Source organism: Brevibacillus nigriterrae, from assembly GCF_049846925.1.
Classification (GTDB): domain Bacteria; phylum Bacillota; class Bacilli; order Brevibacillales; family Brevibacillaceae; genus Brevibacillus_H.
On the sequence record NZ_JBNCMT010000001.1, the window covers coordinates 90,449 to 108,687 of the forward strand.

General features: G+C 42.9%; 20 protein-coding genes and 1 riboswitch. Of the genes, 7 read left to right on the forward strand and 13 right to left on the reverse strand.

Annotated elements, in window-relative coordinates; all coding sequences use genetic code 11:
- Window positions 1-32: 32 nt before the first annotated feature.
- Complete coding sequence (locus ACPW7N_RS00505) at window positions 33-896, reverse strand: hypothetical protein (protein ID WP_425649027.1); 864 nt, start codon at window positions 894-896, stop codon at window positions 33-35.
- Window positions 897-911: 15 nt separating this feature from the next.
- The gene (locus ACPW7N_RS00510) at window positions 912-1,691 is read right to left on the reverse strand and encodes a hypothetical protein (protein WP_425649028.1); all 780 of its coding nucleotides are present in this window, start codon (window positions 1,689-1,691) and stop codon (window positions 912-914) included.
- A 125-nt stretch (window positions 1,692-1,816) separates the two neighbouring features.
- On the opposite strand from ACPW7N_RS00510, the gene ACPW7N_RS00515 reads away from it, so the two are divergent.
- Entirely contained in the window at window positions 1,817-1,969 is a 153-nt protein-coding gene (locus ACPW7N_RS00515; RefSeq protein WP_425649029.1) for a small acid-soluble spore protein P, read from the forward strand.
- Window positions 1,970-1,989: 20 nt separating this feature from the next.
- Here the strand turns inward: ACPW7N_RS00515 and ACPW7N_RS00520 are convergent, their stop codons facing one another.
- Window positions 1,990-2,721, reverse strand: a complete 732-nt coding sequence (locus tag ACPW7N_RS00520) for a glycosyltransferase (RefSeq protein ID WP_425649030.1) — start codon at window positions 2,719-2,721, stop codon at window positions 1,990-1,992.
- Between the two features lie 162 nt (window positions 2,722-2,883).
- On the opposite strand from ACPW7N_RS00520, the gene ACPW7N_RS00525 reads away from it, so the two are divergent.
- Window positions 2,884-3,639 (forward strand): DUF5937 family protein, encoded by a 756-nt coding sequence (locus ACPW7N_RS00525; RefSeq protein ID WP_425649031.1) that lies wholly within the window; start codon window positions 2,884-2,886, stop codon window positions 3,637-3,639.
- Between the two features lie 38 nt (window positions 3,640-3,677).
- On the opposite strand, the gene ACPW7N_RS00530 is transcribed toward ACPW7N_RS00525, so the two are convergent.
- The 5 genes from ACPW7N_RS00530 to pdhA form a co-directional block, all read right to left on the reverse strand.
- Entirely contained in the window at window positions 3,678-3,833 is a 156-nt protein-coding gene (locus tag ACPW7N_RS00530; RefSeq protein ID WP_425649032.1) for an aspartyl-phosphate phosphatase Spo0E family protein, read from the reverse strand.
- A 161-nt stretch (window positions 3,834-3,994) separates the two neighbouring features.
- Window positions 3,995-5,404, reverse strand: a complete 1,410-nt coding sequence (lpdA, locus tag ACPW7N_RS00535) for a dihydrolipoyl dehydrogenase (RefSeq protein ID WP_425649033.1) — start codon at window positions 5,402-5,404, stop codon at window positions 3,995-3,997.
- A 4-nt stretch (window positions 5,405-5,408) separates the two neighbouring features.
- The gene (locus tag ACPW7N_RS00540) at window positions 5,409-6,851 is read right to left on the reverse strand and encodes a dihydrolipoamide acetyltransferase family protein (protein ID WP_425649034.1); all 1,443 of its coding nucleotides are present in this window, start codon (window positions 6,849-6,851) and stop codon (window positions 5,409-5,411) included.
- Window positions 6,852-7,039: 188 nt separating this feature from the next.
- Window positions 7,040-8,017, reverse strand: coding sequence for an alpha-ketoacid dehydrogenase subunit beta (locus ACPW7N_RS00545; RefSeq protein ID WP_425649035.1), 978 nt, complete (start codon window positions 8,015-8,017; stop codon window positions 7,040-7,042).
- A gap of 3 nt (window positions 8,018-8,020) precedes the next feature.
- Window positions 8,021-9,103 carry a pyruvate dehydrogenase (acetyl-transferring) E1 component subunit alpha gene (pdhA, locus tag ACPW7N_RS00550; protein ID WP_425649036.1) on the reverse strand — a complete coding sequence of 361 codons (1,083 nt, stop codon included), beginning with the start codon at window positions 9,101-9,103 and terminating at the stop codon, window positions 8,021-8,023.
- A gap of 223 nt (window positions 9,104-9,326) precedes the next feature.
- Here pdhA and ACPW7N_RS00555 point away from each other — a divergent pair, with 223 nt between their 5' ends.
- Complete coding sequence (locus ACPW7N_RS00555; RefSeq protein ID WP_425649037.1) at window positions 9,327-10,049, forward strand: alpha/beta hydrolase; 723 nt, start codon at window positions 9,327-9,329, stop codon at window positions 10,047-10,049.
- Between the two features lie 20 nt (window positions 10,050-10,069).
- On the opposite strand, the gene ACPW7N_RS00560 is transcribed toward ACPW7N_RS00555, so the two are convergent.
- Window positions 10,070-10,264: a hypothetical protein gene (locus ACPW7N_RS00560; RefSeq protein ID WP_425649038.1), complete on the reverse strand. Its 195-nt coding sequence runs from the start codon at window positions 10,262-10,264 to the stop codon at window positions 10,070-10,072.
- Window positions 10,265-10,433: 169 nt separating this feature from the next.
- A riboswitch (Lysine riboswitch) is annotated at window positions 10,434-10,620 on the forward strand.
- A 111-nt stretch (window positions 10,621-10,731) separates the two neighbouring features.
- Here ACPW7N_RS00560 and ACPW7N_RS00565 point away from each other — a divergent pair.
- Together ACPW7N_RS00565 and ACPW7N_RS00570 are read left to right on the forward strand one after the other, a co-directional pair.
- Window positions 10,732-12,156, forward strand: coding sequence for an amino acid permease (locus ACPW7N_RS00565; protein ID WP_425649039.1), 1,425 nt, complete (start codon window positions 10,732-10,734; stop codon window positions 12,154-12,156).
- Window positions 12,157-12,303: 147 nt separating this feature from the next.
- Window positions 12,304-12,813, forward strand: a complete 510-nt coding sequence (locus tag ACPW7N_RS00570; RefSeq protein WP_425649040.1) for a PepSY domain-containing protein — start codon at window positions 12,304-12,306, stop codon at window positions 12,811-12,813.
- Window positions 12,814-12,823: 10 nt separating this feature from the next.
- Here the strand turns inward: ACPW7N_RS00570 and ACPW7N_RS00575 are convergent, their stop codons facing one another.
- Window positions 12,824-13,093 (reverse strand): hypothetical protein, encoded by a 270-nt coding sequence (locus ACPW7N_RS00575; protein ID WP_425649041.1) that lies wholly within the window; start codon window positions 13,091-13,093, stop codon window positions 12,824-12,826.
- Window positions 13,094-13,282: 189 nt separating this feature from the next.
- Here ACPW7N_RS00575 and ACPW7N_RS00580 point away from each other — a divergent pair, with 189 nt between their 5' ends.
- Together ACPW7N_RS00580 and ACPW7N_RS00585 are read left to right on the forward strand one after the other, a co-directional pair.
- Window positions 13,283-13,630, forward strand: a complete 348-nt coding sequence (locus tag ACPW7N_RS00580; RefSeq protein WP_425649042.1) for a VOC family protein — start codon at window positions 13,283-13,285, stop codon at window positions 13,628-13,630.
- Between the two features lie 166 nt (window positions 13,631-13,796).
- A complete protein-coding gene (locus tag ACPW7N_RS00585; protein ID WP_425649043.1) occupies window positions 13,797-14,201 on the forward strand; it encodes a VOC family protein in 405 nt (134 codons plus the stop codon).
- A gap of 72 nt (window positions 14,202-14,273) precedes the next feature.
- Here the strand turns inward: ACPW7N_RS00585 and ACPW7N_RS00590 are convergent, their stop codons facing one another.
- The 3 genes from ACPW7N_RS00590 to ACPW7N_RS00600 all read right to left on the reverse strand — a co-directional run bounded on the left by ACPW7N_RS00590 (window position 14,274) and on the right by ACPW7N_RS00600 (window position 18,196).
- A complete protein-coding gene (locus tag ACPW7N_RS00590) occupies window positions 14,274-14,624 on the reverse strand; it encodes a DUF805 domain-containing protein (RefSeq protein WP_425649044.1) in 351 nt (116 codons plus the stop codon).
- Between the two features lie 119 nt (window positions 14,625-14,743).
- Window positions 14,744-17,368, reverse strand: a complete 2,625-nt coding sequence (locus ACPW7N_RS00595; RefSeq protein ID WP_425649045.1) for a winged helix-turn-helix domain-containing protein — start codon at window positions 17,366-17,368, stop codon at window positions 14,744-14,746.
- A 42-nt stretch (window positions 17,369-17,410) separates the two neighbouring features.
- Entirely contained in the window at window positions 17,411-18,196 is a 786-nt protein-coding gene (locus tag ACPW7N_RS00600; protein ID WP_425649046.1) for a GNAT family N-acetyltransferase, read from the reverse strand.
- Between the last annotated feature and the right edge of the window lie 43 nt (window positions 18,197-18,239).

The following is an 18,239-nucleotide window of genomic DNA, read 5'->3' on the forward strand; positions in this document are numbered from 1 at the left end:
AAGCAAGTCGGAATTTTACCCATATCGCATGTTTAAACCGACTCAAAGAAGGGTTGCGGATATCTTGATAAGTAACTTTCGCCTGCCAGTACACATTCGTCCAGTCGTTTTTTCAATTCCTGGATTGGAACAGGATGTGTAAAGATATTCAGGAGAGCCGCTCTCGCCATCCGGCGCAGTGTATTCACTTCATCCTTTAGTTCAGAACCAAGTGTTTTCCCACTGTGGACAATTTCCGATCGATGGTTATAGGAGGTTTTGATAAAGTCAGAAATCACTTTTCGCTCGTCAAAGCTCTGAGCAAAATAATAGGCCATGCGATAACGAACCTTGTAAGTGATCTCTCCCTTTTTGCCATCGGGAACAAAAATCGACTCCAACGCAATCCACAAATCCAGTAGCTGATCCTCATAGCTTTCTTTCTCTAATGAAAGCAGATATCTCCTGTATGCCAACCGAGGCAACGTATTTTCTGCCGTCTTCCCAATCAATGATTCGAATGTCTCTTTTGTACTGCCTTCATAGACGAGCTTATCTCCCTCAATCGACCGTTTCAGATAGGAAATCCCATACGTTTTGCCTTCAACCGTAATGATGTACGGAATCGAACAAACGCCTTGCGTGCTTGCCAGATTCAATTTGTTCTCGACTTCTTCAATGACTTTCCGCTCTTCGGTAACTTTCAGATGCGGATAATCTGCCATCAAAAACAAGCTGGTAGGTGACACTCGTTCTTCGAAGTGCAAACGGTTCTCGTTCATGGTATTCCGCAGATAGCGGTGGCTGAGCTGATAAATTTGTTCATTTCCCGACACCAAGTGAAAGGTATCGTCGATTGCAATGGAAACGGGTGCAGTCGTAATCGAATTAAAAACAGGCGCTACGAGCAATGGCATGGGTATCCCCTACCCTTATTTATTTTCTTTCGCCAGACGTTGAATGGTTTCTTCGTGAGCCTTCAAATCCGTTGTATTGCTGCCATATAAAAGATCGTACTTTGTTACCTGATAAGTTAAAGAACCTTTTTTATTTGCGATGAGTAAAACGATGTTATTGTCAAAGTCATAGTACTCCAGACTTGTTTCAGACTCGCGGGTCGGTTTGCCGTATACACGTTTAAAATCATCGAGAGTAATACTCTTCGTCTTGATTTTTTCGATCAAATCACTTCGACGCGGCAAAATTTGTGATGTGACCAAGACTTTCTTCTTATCGTTGGTGAAATTGTATGGAAACGATTTTTCCATTTTCTCACCGGTAATCGGATTCACGTGAAAAAGCGCAGTAATGTTCTGGATTTGCGGTAACTTTGAATCCTTTTTGGTCAGTTCTGTGCGGAAAGGTGTATTTACCGTCTTTTCCTGTACCGGCTTGCCAAACTTCTTGGCCAGCTCATCATAGGTCGATGTTCCAATTTTCATAGCTGGATTGACCGTAAGTTCTCTTGTTAAATTCAGGCGTACAGGTTTCTCCTTGTTTGCCACCGGTTGCTCGGCTTGTCCACCTTTTGCTGGTGGCGGAGCAGGCTGTTGACTCGCATTTGGCTGATTTGGTGCTGCAGGCTGTCCCGTCTGTTGGCCCGGTTGGGTGGTAGATGGTTTACCCGTATCAGGGCTGCTCGCCTGGGAACAGCCTTGCAACAGCAAAGCCGTTACCATTCCAATACTTAACCATTTGGATATTTTATTCATAATGAATCACTCCTCTTGTTAGTTAACTCGGGCTTGTCTGTCCGCCTCTCGAAAAAACTGCATACCCCATTGCATGAAATCATCGGCAACAATCAAATACTATCAAGCAGAAAGGAGATGGGGACATGCGAAAAAACGATGACTTCACAAATGGAAATCCACATGAAACTTACAATAACGAATTTCGTCCACAAAATCAAACAGGTCGCCCACAGGAAGGCACAAAAAAAGTAAAACAGCGCAACCACTCTCGCCAAATACAAACAAGAGAAGGCTAAGGATATACCTTGGCCTTTTTTCATGCACTTGTCATATATTGGCTCAATATTCGCTTCACACGAGAAGGATTCTTGATCATGCGTTGTTTGTCAATGCGTTTCCCTGCTTTTGAGCGAAATTTACTCATTGTATTCCCTTTGTGAATAATATGGACATAGTTTTTTTTATTCAGTTTATCATGCCGCAAACGAATCACTGCCGGATGTCCACCTTTTAATCGATAACGAGTTCCATTCAAGTAATCCTTCACCTTATAAATTAACGTATAAAATGCTGGTGAAGTTGCATTCATTGGTACAATGCGATTTTTTCTTGTATCGTACATGTATCCGTTCTGGTTAATAATGGCTTGCACCCGTTTTCTGATTTGATGGTTATGAAGTTGTTCAATATAGTCTTTGCGATATAAATCATCAGAATCCAGCCTTACGAGATACAAATATTTAAACCCTGCAAGTTGTTCTTTCATTTTTTGCTCAAAGCCACTTTTCGGAATAAATGTAATATTAGATGGGAGTTTTTTATATTTGCTTAACACTTTTTTTATGTCTTTCTCCGTTTTGTCCTCATACTCGATTAACGTAATAAAATCTTGATTGGATTGATTCTCGAGGCTGTTTCTTGTGTATTTTTGAAAGATTTCGATTCGGTTATGAATCCACTCAGAGGTAAGACTCTGTTCATAATGAGGCAGTTTCTTGGTGTTAAAGGATATACTTATGATAATTTTCTTGTTCTTGTCCTTGGGCATCTGGAATCACTCCTCGCTGATGATAAGACACAAACACCCTATAAATTATTACGGTTCGCGAAAAAATGTAGTAATGAATTCACCTAATCTTGAATATTTGAAATTGAATTTGTCCCATTTTCTTGCTTATTATGGAAGAAGCAGGAAAGAGAGGGGAATTCTATGATAAAATTACAATTATCCATTCATGAAGAAGTACAAAAGTCTCTTAAGTACAATGTTTCTCCATTATTCGAAATGGCTGCCAGTTTACACGCTTTAGCTCATCCCAATGCTTTAGCTGTCCATCAAGGCTGGATTTCCGATACGCTCAATTATTTTGCTTCCGAGGATTTACTGGAAGAGTGGAAGTATTTATCTCCCATTTTCCAAAAAGCCATTCCAACTTTTTTTGCGCCGCGTTCTTCCCATCAGGCCAATGGTGTAGATGAGCAATATGATTTTCTCGTTGACTTATCCAATGAAAAGTTCGTACAAGCCCTGCAAAACGTATTTGCGATCGAAAACATTCGAACCAATGCCCCGCTGTCTCAAGTTGAAAAAGACATTCAAGAGAAGCCAAAAGCCGTTAAAGCACGATTTACACTTTTCCTGTGTACCTATCTTCAATTCGTCTTTGAGTCAAAATGGGAACAGATTGCCCCAAAATTAGTGAAGGATATTGAAAAGAAAGCAATGGCATGCCATTCCGATCAGGATCTGATCTCGATCATTTTGCAGATGTTTCCCCTTCATCAATATGATCCGAAACTAAGGTCTGTTTCTTTTGATCCTTCCTATTTTCCTTATTCTTTCTTGCCAAAAGACAACACGATCACAACTGTCTTCCTCTCACCTAGCTGGTTTGTCTCAGAGACTTATTTTGAAGTAATCCATGACAGATTATATATGACCTATCCCATCGCATCGTTACCATGACAAGACCAAAGCGTTGCCAAAAATAAAAAAACGACTAGTTACAGTCGTTTCGGTCCATTAACCATATGTTCTACAATAAGTTTATCTAATAACTGACTCATCTCAAGAATGGATGGATCAAGAAAATTATAGCCTTTCAGCAAAACCATTTCCTCTAGTTGTGAACGAACTTCCTCGATCGTACTTTGGCTCATAGTTGACGAACCTCCTAGATGTTGGTTTCTTCTATTGTAGTCAAGTTGCTATCAAACGATTACAGGAATTACAAAATTTTCCTTATAAAAAAATAAATGAATCTGTATCGGAAATATTCGATAATGAAAAGTAAGAGAAGGGAGTTATCTCCCTTCTCTTGTTATTTCATGACATGAATTGGTCTGCCAAGAGCGAGCTCCGCTGCTTCCATCGTCACTTCTGCCAACGTTGGATGAGCATGAATGGTGAGCTCGATATCTTCAAGCGTCGCACCCATTTCAATCGCCAAGGCAATTTCTGCAATAATATTGGAAGCGTCTGGCCCTACAATTTGAGCGCCGAGTACGATTCCTGTATCTTTCTCAGCAATCAGTTTGACAAAGCCTTCTCCTTCATTTACAGACAGTGCCCGACCGTTTGCAGCAAAAGGGAACCTGCCAGCAACATAATTCAAACCTTGTTCTTTCGCTTCCCGTTCGCTGATTCCTACACTTGCAATCTCAGGATCGGAGAATACGACTGCAGGGATCGCTTTGTAATCCACCTCTGCCGGATGCCCTGCGATCACTTCCGCAGCTACTTTCCCTTCATAGGAAGCTTTATGTGCGAGAGCTGGTCCTGCTACAATATCACCGATCGCATACACATTCGGGATATTGGTGCGGCCTTGTTTATCAACAATGACATAACCACGGTCAGTCAGCTCCATGCCGATATCTCGAAGTCCGAGTTCATCTGTGTTTGGACGACGTCCGACGGTTACCAACACGTATTCAGCTTCAAAGGATTTAACTTCTCCTTTTACTTCTGCTGTTACAACGACTCCGTCTGCTTTTTCTTCCATCCCTTGAGCCAATGCTTTTGTGTGAATCTCAACATCGTTTTTCTTCAATTTGCGCTCAACGAGACGAGTCATTTCTGCTTCAAATCCAGGCAAGATCTGGTCAGATCCTTCCAAAACCGTCACCTTGGTACCGAAACGAGCGTATACGGAGCCAAGCTCAATTCCGATATATCCGCCACCAATAACGACCATGCTCTTTGGAATCTCAGTCAGGTTGAGTGCTTCAGTAGAAGACAATACTCGCTTGCCAAATGGAAAGGCAGGAAGCTCAATCGGACGGGAACCTGTTGCAATAATGCAATGATTAAACTTGTAGCGATTCACATCATAACCGTGGAAAACACGTACTTCATTCTCGCTAACAAACAATGCTTCCCCTTCGATCGTTTGAATCTTGTTGCCCTTGAACAGTTGGCTCACTCCGCCAGTCAACTGTTTTACGATGCCCGCTTTCCATTCCTGTGTCTTCTGGAAGTCAACTTTCACATTTTCCACGGAAATCCCCATAGAAGATGCTGATTGGGAATGTGCATACGTATGTGAAGCATGGATAAGCGCCTTGGATGGAATGCATCCGACATTGAGGCAGACACCACCAACGGCACCTCTTTCAATGACAGTAACCGTTTTACCCATTTGTGCTGCACGAATCGCTGCAACATAACCACCTGGGCCTGCACCAATCACTAATACATCTACTTCTGTAGTAAACTCACCAACAACCATTTGATTATCCCTCCATCATGAGCAGTGTAGGATTTTCCAGCAACTGCTTGAGGTAGTTGACGAAACGTTGAGCCGGTTCACCGTCAATCAATCGATGGTCAAAGCTCAAGGAAAGGGACAGAACAGGTGCTACAACAATTTCGCCGTTTTTCACAACTGGTTTTTCACTGATTCGGCCAACACCGAGGATGGCAACCTCAGGATGGTTAATTACTGGCGTGAAGAACATTCCGCCTGCAGATCCGATGTTTGTAATGCTGAATGTTGAGCCTTTCAATTCATCAGCCGATGCTTTGCGATCACGAGCTTTCGTAGCCAACTCGGTAATTTCCGCAGCGATATCAAACATCGATTTGCGATCTGCCGACTTCACCACAGGGACCATCAAGCCTTCATCGGTGGAAGTAGCAATACCGATGTTGTAATACTTTTTATAAATAATTTCTTGTTTTTCATCATCGATGGAAGCATTCAATTCTGGATATTTCTTGAGACCAGCCACGACTGCTTTCACAACGAATGGCAAATAAGTAAGTTTGATACCTTTTTGTTCAGCAAGTGGTTTTCCTTGCTTGCGTAGGGCAACCAGCTCTGTCACATCTACCTCATCAAAAATCGTAACATGAGGTGCTGTGTAAGCCGATTTCACCATTGCTTTGGCAATCGCTTTGCGAATTCCTTTCAACGGAACACGTTCTTCCAGCTCACCTGTTTGTGGTGTGTAGTGAACAGTTGGTGCCCCTGCTGCTGGCGCAGTAACTGGCGCTGCTTGTGGTGTAGCCGCTGCTTGCGCTGCTGGCTGTGCCGCCGATACAGCTTGGGCTGCTGGTGCTGCAACTGGTGCTGCAACTGTTGCTCCACCTGCTGCCACGCGGTCTACATCTGCACGTGTGATTCGGCCTAATGTACCAGATCCAGGAACAGTCGCCAGATTAATGCCTTTCTCACGAGCGTATTTGCGTACAGATGGAGTAGCCAAAACGTGTTTGCGATCAATTGGCGCTGCTGCTTGTGCAGGTGGTGCAGCTACCGCTGTGGCTGCTGCTGGCGTATCGAGTGGTTGGGAAGCATTTTGATTGATTTGGGCACCAATATCACAGCCTGGATCAATCCCCTCTGCTTGTGCAGCTGGCACAGGAGCCGGAGTTGGCGCTGGTGCCGCTGCTGGGGCATCATGACCATGTGTAGGCAGATTCGGGATTTCTCCTTCTGCATCGAAAACAACCAACGTGTCTCCTACTACAGCAACTGTTCCTTCTGTTACTGCCAGTTCAAGGATTTTACCTTTCACTGGAGATGGAATTTCTACAACTGCTTTATCATTTTGCACTTCTAAAATCACTTGATCTTCTTCAACGGAATCGCCTGGCTTTACATGCCATTTTACGATTTCGCCTTCGTGTATACCTTCACCGATATCCGGGAGCTTAAATTCAAATCGACTCACAGGAGTCCCTCCTTATGAACTGTTCCGGTCCTATAAATCCACCGGGTAAGAACCCACCCGACTCTAGCTATCGCTGGCGGTCGACTAAACGCAACATCCGTGTTGCATCGTCGACACTTGCACGTCCTGAGCTTCGTCGGGCGGGGCCCCAACTTATAAACATTATCAAACCATGTATCCGGCGGTTCTTAGAAGTTGATTACTTTATCAATTGTCTCGGTGATGCGTTTTACATCCGGGAGCCAGATGTCTTCTGCTTGCGCAAACGGGTATACGGTATCTGGAGCCGTTACACGTAATACAGGTGCTTCCAGATGAAGGATGGCATGCTCATTGATTTGAGCCATAATTTCTGCCGCAACACCTGCTTGACGCTGTGCTTCTTGAACCACGATCGCACGGTTGGTTTTCTTCACTGATTCAAGGATTGTGTCCATATCAAGTGGATTAATGGTGCGCAAGTCGATCACTTCTACTTTTACGCCGCGTTTTTCCATCTCTTCTGCTGCTTTGAGGCTTGTGTGAACCATGGCACCGTATGTAACCAGTGTCACGTCACTGCCTTCTTTGACTACGTTTGCTTTTCCGATTGGAACAGTGTAGTCGCCTTCTGGCACTTCGCCACGGAAGGAACGGTACAATTTCATATGTTCCAGGAAGATAACCGGATCATTGTCACGAATCGCCGAGATCAACAATCCTTTCGCATCATACGGGTTGGAAGGGATAACGACTTTGACACCAGGCGTTTGCAAGAACAATCCTTCGAGTGAATCTGCGTGTAACTCAGGAGTTTTTACCCCACCACCAAATGGTGAACGGAATGTGATTGGACTAGTGTATTTACCACCAGAACGGAAACGCATACGTGCAGCCTGTGAAGCAATCGCATCGATTGTCTCAAATACGAAACCAAAGAATTGAATTTCAGCTACTGGTCGAAAACCATTGATGCCCAAACCTACTGCCAAACCACCAATTCCTGATTCTGCAAGTGGTGTGTCAAATACACGGTTTTCGCCGAACTCTTTTTGCAATCCGTCTGTTGCACGGAATACACCGCCATTATTTCCAACGTCTTCCCCGAAGACCAGAACATTCTCATCACGAGCCAATTCGACGCGCATCGCGTCTGTAATGGCTTGAACCATCGTCATTTGTGCCATAGTTTACTTCGTCTCCTTCGCCTGATATTCTGCCATCTGCTTCTGAAGCTCTGGAGGCAGTGTTTCATACATCACTTCAATTAAATCGGTCACTTTCATCTTCGGATATTCATCCGCTTTTTTGATCGCATCAGCAACCGCTTGTTTTGCTTCTTCGATAACAGCTTCTTCGTCTTTTTCAGACCAGAGGCCTTTGCCTGTCACGTATTTACGGAAGCGAATGAGTGGATCTTTTTGCTCCCATTCGCCTTGTTCTTCAGTTGTACGATAACGAGTTGGGTCGTCACCTGCCATGGTATGTGGACCATAACGGTAAGTAAGTGCTTCGATCAATGTAGCACCTTCGCCAGAAGTACCCCGTTCTTTTGCATCTTGGACTGCTTTGTAAACAGCGAGAACATCCATACCGTCTACACGTACACCTTCGATACCAGCAGCTACTGCTTTAATGGCGATGTTTTGTGCAGCAGTTTGCTTTTCAAAAGGAACAGAGATCGCATATCCGTTATTTTGAGAGAAGAAGATTACAGGGAGTTTGTATACCCCAGCGTAGTTCATGCCTTCGTAGAAATCACCTTGAGATGTAGCACCATCACCGAAGTAGTTGATTGCTACTTTCTTTTCGCCACGAAGCTTGTAACCCATCGCAACACCTGTCGCTTGTGTACATTGCGCTGCGATGATGATTTGCGGCATTAATACGTTCACATCATCCGGAATTTGTCCGCCATGAATATGTCCACGGGAGTAGAGAAAAGCTTGATAAAGTGGCAATCCATGCCAAACGATTTGTGGAATGTCACGATAGCTAGGAAGAATAAAGTCTTCTTTGGCAAGAGCAGACTGGGAACCGATCATCGCTGCTTCCTGACCTGCTACGGGAGCGTAGAAACCGAGACGTCCTTGACGGTTCAAGCTAATCGCACGTTGGTCCCACACACGGGTGAAAACCATTTTACGCATCAATTCTTTCAGTTCTTCATCAGTAATTTTCGGCATCATTCCTGGATTGACTACAGTGCCGTCTGGTGCAAGTATTTGGAGTGGAGCAGAATCACGAAGCTTCTCAGCAGTAGAAATACTCAATGAAATCACCTCTTCGTAGGATTAACAAGAATTGTGTACCTAGAAACGAACTGTTATAGTTGCACAAACCATCTGTGTATCTGTATTAAATCAGCTTTATTCAAGCTTATTTCGTTCCTGTTACTATTCATGATAAAATCTGTATCAATAAATTTCAATAACTTTTTTACTCTTTTTTTATTTTTTATATTGTTTATAGTGTTAAACATAGGAGGAATAATGAATGACAAGCTATGTAAACCGCACCATTGTCAAAGAAGAAGTCAATAGTGAACGATTGGGAATTACCCGCTCCTGCAAGGTATATTTGCCTCCCGGGTATAATGAGCTTCTCTCTTATCCAGTGATTTATTGTCAGGATGGCAACGAATTTTTCACGATGGGCCGAATTGCCACGATTGCCAATCAACTGATTCTCGAGGATGACATCGAACCCATGATCATCGTGGGAGTCTCCGTTGAGCGAAGTAAAAGAACCAGCGAATACTCCCCTACCGGTTCACGCAATGATATGTACAAGCGCTTTTTTGTCGAAGAATTGCTACCCTACATAGAGGACCGCTACCCAGTACGCAAAGATATCTCATCCCGAGTCATCGCAGGAGATTCTCTTGGCGGGACTGTATCCTTACATCTTGCTTTGGATCATCCCGAGGTATTCCAGCGAATGATTTCCCTTTCTGGCGCTTTCTTTCAACCGACACTGGATCGCATCCAAGAGACAGATAACCTTTCCTGGCTCAAGTTATGGATGGTTGTTGGGACGGAAGAAACCGAAGTCGAAACCAATATCGGTACCTTCGATTTCGTCGATTGGAATCGTCGGGCCAAGCTTCTTCTAGAAGAAAAACAGGCGCACTTGCACTATTCCGAACAACCGGGACGACACGTATGGGGATTGTGGCAAAATCAGTTACCTGATGCCATTCGCTATTTTTTTGCCTGACAAGAGAAGGTAAAGAAGTTTTATAATAAACCATTAATTTCTTGTATATCTTCATAGCTATACTTCCTGCCATCAGTCAAATGGATACCCTGACTGGTCGTTTGATCAATTTCGCCTGCAACTTGTGTGTCATCCTTTAACACAATGTTGACAATCTTGCTTTCTTCCAGCTTCATTTGTTTGTTTAACAATTCCCTTTGTTTCGCTGAAATCATGGAGTAAATACCTCTCTTTGCATAATGATTGGTAAGCATAGTATCCCAATCCATTCAAAGAATTACTCTGTGTAACAAAAATTCCATTTGACGATTGTTTCATGGACTTGCTATACTGAGCAACGGTATAAAAAGTTTATATATAAAAAAATCCTCATCTGTGTTCTCACGATGAGGTAGAGGTTGCGACAATTATTAGTAGCTGATCGGAGGCTTGGATGGAGCCGATGAAGATCTGTTGAAAGGGAAAGTCGCCGAAGCTTGCTGTTGCCCATTTCACACAGCCTGCTGGGACCACGTCGAACAGACGTGGGACTGTCACAAGGAATACGTCCTTGTGGAGTACTATCTTTTACGTTGAGAACGGATGCGGGTTTGCATAGCAAAAGTGCTGTGGACTCGATTCTCGATTCCCGGCACTTTTTTATTTCCTTTTTCTCTTTATCACTTTATCAGGAGGAAGTATTATGGCTACAAAAAAATGGGGTTTCTGGCTCCTGACTGCATTCGTTGTTGGAAATATGGTGGGCTCAGGTATTTTCATGCTGCCAAGCTCACTTGCCAATACTGCAAGTCCACTGGGTGTTACGCTTGCCTGGTTGCTAACCGGCTTAGGTGTTCTCATGATTGCACTTGTATTTGGTAACTTGTCTGTACGTCGCCCTGAGCTGACAGCCGGACCACAAAGCTATGCACGTGCCTTGTTCACATCACGCCGAGCAGGCAATATGGCAGGTTTCAGTATGGCTTGGGGGTGTTGGATTGCCAACGCTTCCGGTAACGTAGCGATTATCACGACTTTCGCAGGGTATCTCTCTACGTTCTTTCCTATTATGAAAGATGAGCGTGTGCTTTTCACCATTGGCTCTTTTGCTGTTGAAATGGGAAAACTAACTTCGTTCCTTGTATGCAGTGCCCTGCTTTGGGGAATTAATGCGATTTTACTCCGTGGTTTAAATGGTGCAGGTAAATTAAACTTCTTCGCTACTGCGACAAAGGTACTCGGCTTTGGATTATTCATCGTTGCATCGCTTTACGCGTTTAATGCAGCCAACCTGAGCGAATTCTATCTGCCTGTAACCGATGAAGATGGAGTTGTCCATGGACTGGGCAGTCAAATCAACTTGGCTGCGCTCGCTACTCTCTGGGCGTTCGTCGGGATCGAATCGGCGGTTATTTTCTCCGGGCGTGCTCGTTCACAACGTGATGTAAAACGGGCAACCGTCACAGGCCTTGGGATCGCTTTGGCCATCTATATTGGAATTACGTTGCTTACTATGGGCGTTTTGCCACAAGAAGCACTGAAAGCCTCTGACAAACCGCTCGTTGATGCATTAACTGCTGTAATCGGAAGCTCTGGCGGTACGTTGATGGCGTTACTTGCAGTGGCATCTCTATTGGGAACCTCTGTAGGCTGGATTCTTTTAAGTGCAGAGATTCCGTATCAAGCGGCACAATCCGGGATTTTTCCACGTTTGTTTATGAAATCAAATAAGCACGGAAGCCCTTCCGCTTCCCTTATTGTAACCAATGTATTTTCTCAGCTATTTGTCTTCTCTACGATTTCTGGTACAATTGCCGAAGCATTCGCATTCGTGACAGTGGTAGCGACACTTGCCTATCTCATTCCTTACCTCGTATCAGCTATCTATCAATTGAAGCTGGTCATTACGGGACAAACCTACAATCAAGAGCCAGGCTCCCGTGTAAAGGATGGTATCATCGCTTTCCTTGCTGTTGCCTACTCTGCATGGGTAATCAAGAGCGGAACGGCAGACCTCAAAACATTTGGTTTGGGAATCGGACTGTTCTTACTCGGATTTATTCTGTATCCACTGATGAGCGGGTCGACAAAGAAGATCGAACAACCAGCTAATGTTGTCATTGAATAATGGAAGCCATATAAACAAATGCCATCGAAGGTTATCTTTCGGTGGCATTTTTTATATGGCTCTCACGGGCTATATCATTTGTGAGCCTATCACGTTATAGTAGAATCTGTTTTCAAGATAATGATAGAACAGCAAAGAGGTGCAGTAATGAATAAACTAAACAGAAATTTACACCGCTATATCGGCTTGATTGTCAGCCTGTTTTTAATGATGTGGGTGATTACAGGATTTTTGCTTTTCAACGTACCTTGGTATCAAGAAAAAGCCAATGATTTGAAAACCACATCCATCGCTCTTCCAGCTACCTCCTCAGACTACACGATCTCTTATGTTGGTGATGCACTTATCAAAACAGGAGAATATAAATGGGAAGAAATTCGCTCCATTACAAAGTCAGGAGAAAACTTTAAAGTTTATGTCAAACGGGACCCCATCTTGCGTATTACGGTTGATAAAAACGGACAGATAACAGCACTAAAACAAGACCCGATTCTAGACTTATTTTACGGACTGCACGTTGGTGAATGGGAAGATATCAACTATGTAACTTTATTAGAAGTTATTTCAATCCTGGTTGTAATTTTAACAGTAACCGGTTGGGTGTACTTCTTGCCCAAAAGAAAAAAACGGAAACTGAATGTAGCTTCCGATTCATAAGGAACTAGCCCTATTCTTCAAAAAACGGATTAAACTTCTTCCCTGCAAAGGCATCCTGTTGTTTCCGTTTAATAAATGGATTAAAGCCAGTTTCATCTTGTTTATTGCCAAAAGGGGAGCCTGTCGATGAAGAATGGCCCTCTTTTCTTCCCATCATGATCCCAATCTCCTGTTTGATTGCTTCATTACAATCTTTTATATCACGATCGACATCTACATTCAGTTTTTTCAAGTCAATCAATCGATCCATATAGGCGATCAATGTTTCAAAACGTCCCATTTATCCGTCTCCCACTTTATAGATAGTTTTTCTTTCTTATAAATGTAGCATAATTACAGCATTTTCGCCTACTTGTCACAGGTTTGCTATGGTTTTGCCAAGCAAATTAGACTATCATGAAACTGTTGTGATGAAAGTTACACCTAAGTGAATGCACCACAACACTACTACATGTAAAAAGGTGATTTCATGAAAGTGTTAGCCGTTGTTCCACGGGTCTACGTATCCGATGTGAATTCGAATCTTGATTTTTACAAAGAGCTGCTGAAAGCTGAACCAAAAGGAATCATGCAAGTAAAAACAATGGAAATAGCCCGCTTCGATCAGATCGTGATGATTGCTGGGGCAGACACAAACAGCATTCGTGTCACTGCTTCAATTGTAGTAGACTCCCTTGAAGAAGCAAAAAACTTTGTTACTCAATCTGGCGGAGAAGTACTAGTAGGTCCTGCCACTGTACCATCTGGCAATATGATGATAGCCCGTCACCCTGATGGCAACGTTTTTGAATACCTTCAACCAATCTCACGCAGTTAATGAGTAAGAAGAAAGCAAACAGTTTGCTTTCTTCTTTTTTTATTGTATCAATGAAACTTGTCTTACTTGCGAAACTGTTGGGAAAAGAAGGAAATCAATTCCTTGGACAAGAAATAGAATGAGGCAGTTTTACTGCACACATACTACCATTCTAGGGGTGATACGATTGGCACTTACCGCTGACAAAACGTTTGTCAACTTGCCTGTCAAAGATTTGCACAAGACTATTGAGTTCTTTACAAAATTAGGATTCGAATTCAACCCCCAATTTACCGACGAAAAAGCAACTTGCATGATTATCAATGATCACACTTTTGTCATGTTGTTGGTGGAAGAGTTTTTCCAGACGTTTATCAAAAAGGAAATTGCTGATTCATCCAAAAGTACGGAAGTCATCATGGCACTCTCAGCGGAAAGCCGTGAGCAAGTAGATGAGATAGTTAACAGGGCACTTGCTGCTGGTGGAACGGCTTACAACGACCCAATTGATCATGGTTTTATGTACACATGGAGTTTTCAAGACATCGATGGTCATCTATGGGAATTCGTTTATATGAATATACCAGAATAATCGGGTGACTCAGTGGGGGAGTGCATAAAAATGCCTCCCCTGTTTATCAGGAGAGGCTTACGGTTTTTTTGCTTAGTAAGAAGAATATTTCGGGTTTGCGCCGTATTGATTATCCTCTTGACTGTCTTGGCAAAAGAATACGATTAAAACAATGGCACCAATTAATGGGATTAGCCCAATGAGGAGCCACCAACCGCTTCTGCCAATATCATGCAATCTCCGTACGCCTACAGCCAACGATGGCAATAATACAGCCAATGAATAAATACCACTCAGAACGGAAGTAAGACCGACGAGATTCTCCAAAATCGTTAGAACAATGGAAACAAGGAAGCTAAAGAGAGCAAACATCCAATACTCTTTTCTTCTTGCACGTCCAGAAAAACCGACATAATTCTGTAAAACTTTCAGATACCATTCCATAACCTACACTCCTTTAAATAATAAAATGGATATAAACGGAAAATAAAACAAAAAAACCATATTCAGATTATAACCATAAATCCCTTAATTCGACAAGTTTTGTTATTTTTTCCTCGCAGTTAGTGAATAATACCGAGCAGTTTGGCTTTTTGAATCGCTTGGATCCGGTTTGTAGCATCCATTTTTTCAAAAACTCGGTTCAGATGGATTTTAACTGTTCCACTCGAAATACATAATTCTTCGGCGATTTGTTTGTTTGTATACCCCACAGCCAACAAACTTACCACTTCCCTTTCCCTATTTGTAAGAAGAGCAAGTTTTTTTGCTGGATCTGTCATTTTGTTTCTGCTGGTGGTATCTTCTTCAAGAATACAGCTATATATTTTCTCAACAAAAAGCAGGAGCACACCCGTATTCAGGTCACCTAGGTAACGGTTCTTTCTCACTCCGAGATAATGCTCGAAAACATCTGAAAGCATATCTCCATCGTCCAGAAGTGTCCTGAAGTATCCATCCTCATCTGCGATCACAAGTGCCTTATGCAGTGTCTTGATTGCCTTTTCCGCTTCTCCGAGACGATATAGCATTACAGCTTGCAAAAGGTAGGTTTCAAGCAGGCTTCCCAGTCGATTTTCTCGTTGAACCGCTTTTTCCAGAGACTGAGAAAATTGGAGCGCTTCCGTATACTTTAGCTGGGCGATTAAAACACGAATGTATGTTATATTTTCGTACTCTTGATATTTGCTAATTTGTCTTTCTATGGAGAGATGATTGGTTTTCACCCATTCGTTTACTGCCTCCATGTTGCTGTGAAGCAGATAGTACCTTACCGAGAACGCTTCGAGGATATGTAACCAGTGTTGCTGATTATTGTCTGAACGTTTCGTCATGGAAATCGCCTCATTCACGACGTCCATTGATTCTTCATACTGTCCCTTCGTCCATAATATGCGTGCTTTCGTTAATACAGCAGGTATATACGCCCCCCAATTTACCTTTTGCAAACACACATCGATTGCCCTGTCGACAAAATGCATCGCTTGCTCCAATTCATTCTGTTCGTATCGGATCCCACCAAGAACCGAGTAGTGGTTTGCGATAAAGTGGAACTCCTTCATAAAGGGATTCTTTTCAACAAAGGCAGCAAAGAGACTGTGATAGCTTTCTGCTTGTTTGACTTTGCCGAATACGGTAACAGAAGCATACCCTCGGTTCAATTCAATACCAAAATCAAGTACAAGTCGGCCCTTATAATTACGATGAACTTCTTTCCAGTCGTCTCTATCGTGTAACTCAGCCAACATTTGATAAGCAAGCAGGTAATTCCCTTGAAACACGGGACTAAACATCTTGATAACGGCTGCTTCTTCACTAAAACGATCTCGTAATTCATCTGATAAATGGTTTGATTTTTCTTGTATGACAGCCTGTAGCCGGTTCATTGCAAGTAGAGCAGCATCCGAATTCCCTATTAGCATATTCACCCAGCAGGAAATAATTAATAGAACCGGATCATCTGTTACGGATGTTGGAAGCTGCCTCAGCCAACCAGCCAGTCTCGTCGTTTCCCCGCTTTTCAAGAATTCCTTGCCGTACACCCCAATTAAATGTCCCACTCTCTCCTGATCGCCTGCAGCCAGTGAATGATCAATGGCTTCCCCAATGAGCTGATGGGATACAAACCACTCGCTTGCTTTCCGATGAACGACCGCAATCTGTTCAGGTAATTGTCTTTGTAATTGAGCACGCAAAAAATCTGCGAATAGTCGATGGTACCTATACCAATACCCTTCCTCATCCAGAGGGACAAGCAGCAGGCTTGCCTGTTGATTAACTTGAAATGTTTCTTCCAGTGTTACTACTTCACAGAACTGACTGCACAACTCTCTGTTAAACCGCTCCAACAGCGAAGTCATCATGAGAAACACCTGAACATTACGCGGCAAATGACTAAATACCTCTTCTAGCAAGTATTCCGTTACATATCGATTTTTTCCGGAAAATTTCGATAAAACAGGCGAAAGTGAGGATTCATTTTTACAAAGCATCACTGCAAGTTGCAGAGCCGCTATCCACCCCTCCGTACGATCTTCCAAAACAGTCAAATCGTTCTCAGACAAGGCTTCTCCTTGCTGTTTTTCCCAGTAGGCAGCAATCTCATCCTTGGTAAATTTCATTTCAGCAGATTCAATTTCACAAATGAATCCCTTCATTCGCAGGTTTCCTATTGCAAGCGGCACTTTTTCTCTACTACTGATGCAAATATGAACATGTTCGGGTATCCGTTCCACAAGATAGGATAACGACTCATGAATGGACTCATTTTTTATCACATGAAAATCATCAAGAACAAGAACAACATCTGTTTCAATCGCAAGTAGCTCGTTTATAAGTAGAGTGACAATATCCTGAGAAGATGGCTGAATGGTTGATTGCAATAAGGCAAGAACCTGGTTACCCAAGCTTTGGTGGTTTTTTTGGAAGGCGGAAATAACATAAGCCCAAAACCTTGCAAGATCGTCCTCTTCCTTGTCCAAGGATACCCATGCTGCCGGATGCCCCAATTGTTGAATCCAGTCACTTAACAAAGTTGTTTTCCCAAAGCCAGAGGGTGCCGAAACGATGAGTAACCGAGTTGTACAAAATTGATTCATTTTCTGTAATAAACGATCTCTGGAAATCATCATATGTGGCAACCGGGGGATAAACAATTTGGTCTTCAAAATTGTATCGACCTGAACCATAGAAAGCCTCCGTTTTTATCAGTCAATTACTACTTACTATAACTATCCCTCTCTGACTTCAGCAATACTTTTTCCACCCAAGAAAGCATGAGCAACTCGAACACTATCAACTGTTTCAAAACCGTATTTCTGATAAACTTTCTCCACTCTTTCATTGATCGGAAAAACCCATAAATTCTCATACCCTTTCTTAATTGCCTCTTCTTGTACATGAGCAATCAGTTCTCCGATCAGACCCTTTCCTCGATAGCTTTCCAGTGTCGCTACACTCTCCATGCGTGCTTGGGAGCCATGTTGAAAGATACAAGCGGTAGAACAGGCAACACCCTCGTAACGCAAAAGGAAGTGAGTGTAGCCAGAGTGGTTGAATTCCTCACGAAGCGCCTGTTCACGGATTTTTCCGCCCAGCTCCTTGATACTGCACTCAATGGCCACTGCTTCGTCGAAGTTTGCCTCCGTTACCTTTTCAATCGTGACTGCTGGGTTTCTTTCTAACGAAATCACTTTGCCCTGCCACAGTTGTACCGGTGCAACCAGCTCTTCGATTCCAAATTGGCGTGCCCTTAATTCAGCAAGCAATGCTTGATGCTGATCAATATCGTAAATATAGAATCTTGGGAAAATTCCTCTCGATTGATAAAACGTGATGACCTCATCTACCACCTGTACAGGGTCTTGAATCAATCGGTGAACATGGGCATGATTTGCATCGTAATACAACGGGTTCTTTTCGTTGCAAAACAAGCTACCCCACTCTGTATCAACACGCTTGGAGAACGTATCCAAATAAGCAAAATCCAACTCTATTATTTTTAACAACATATCCAATGTACTCAACCTCCAACCTGGTATAAAAAAAGCAGAATTCCCG

Excerpts from the sequence above, each read along its gene's own strand:
- ACPW7N_RS00515 (WP_425649029.1), top strand. The coding sequence starts at position 1,817 with ATGCGAAAAAACGATGACTTCACAAATGGAAATCCACATGAAACTTAC.
- ACPW7N_RS00520 (WP_425649030.1), bottom strand. The coding sequence starts at position 2,721 with ATGCCCAAGGACAAGAACAAGAAAATTATCATAAGTATATCCTTTAAC.
- ACPW7N_RS00595 (WP_425649045.1), bottom strand. The coding sequence starts at position 17,368 with ATGGTTCAGGTCGATACAATTTTGAAGACCAAATTGTTTATCCCCCGG.
- ACPW7N_RS00570 (WP_425649040.1), top strand. The coding sequence starts at position 12,304 with ATGAATAAACTAAACAGAAATTTACACCGCTATATCGGCTTGATTGTC.
- ACPW7N_RS00580 (WP_425649042.1), top strand. The coding sequence starts at position 13,283 with ATGAAAGTGTTAGCCGTTGTTCCACGGGTCTACGTATCCGATGTGAAT.
- ACPW7N_RS00525 (WP_425649031.1), top strand. The coding sequence starts at position 2,884 with ATGATAAAATTACAATTATCCATTCATGAAGAAGTACAAAAGTCTCTT.
- ACPW7N_RS00565 (WP_425649039.1), top strand. The coding sequence starts at position 10,732 with ATGGCTACAAAAAAATGGGGTTTCTGGCTCCTGACTGCATTCGTTGTT.
- ACPW7N_RS00590 (WP_425649044.1), bottom strand. The coding sequence starts at position 14,624 with ATGGAATGGTATCTGAAAGTTTTACAGAATTATGTCGGTTTTTCTGGA.
- ACPW7N_RS00560 (WP_425649038.1), bottom strand. The coding sequence starts at position 10,264 with ATGATTTCAGCGAAACAAAGGGAATTGTTAAACAAACAAATGAAGCTG.
- lpdA (WP_425649033.1), bottom strand. The coding sequence starts at position 5,404 with ATGGTTGTTGGTGAGTTTACTACAGAAGTAGATGTATTAGTGATTGGT.
- ACPW7N_RS00530 (WP_425649032.1), bottom strand. The coding sequence starts at position 3,833 with ATGAGCCAAAGTACGATCGAGGAAGTTCGTTCACAACTAGAGGAAATG.
- ACPW7N_RS00510 (WP_425649028.1), bottom strand. The coding sequence starts at position 1,691 with ATGAATAAAATATCCAAATGGTTAAGTATTGGAATGGTAACGGCTTTG.
- ACPW7N_RS00555 (WP_425649037.1), top strand. The coding sequence starts at position 9,327 with ATGACAAGCTATGTAAACCGCACCATTGTCAAAGAAGAAGTCAATAGT.
- ACPW7N_RS00545 (WP_425649035.1), bottom strand. The coding sequence starts at position 8,017 with ATGGCACAAATGACGATGGTTCAAGCCATTACAGACGCGATGCGCGTC.
- ACPW7N_RS00505 (WP_425649027.1), bottom strand. The coding sequence starts at position 896 with ATGCCATTGCTCGTAGCGCCTGTTTTTAATTCGATTACGACTGCACCC.
- ACPW7N_RS00575 (WP_425649041.1), bottom strand. The coding sequence starts at position 13,093 with ATGGGACGTTTTGAAACATTGATCGCCTATATGGATCGATTGATTGAC.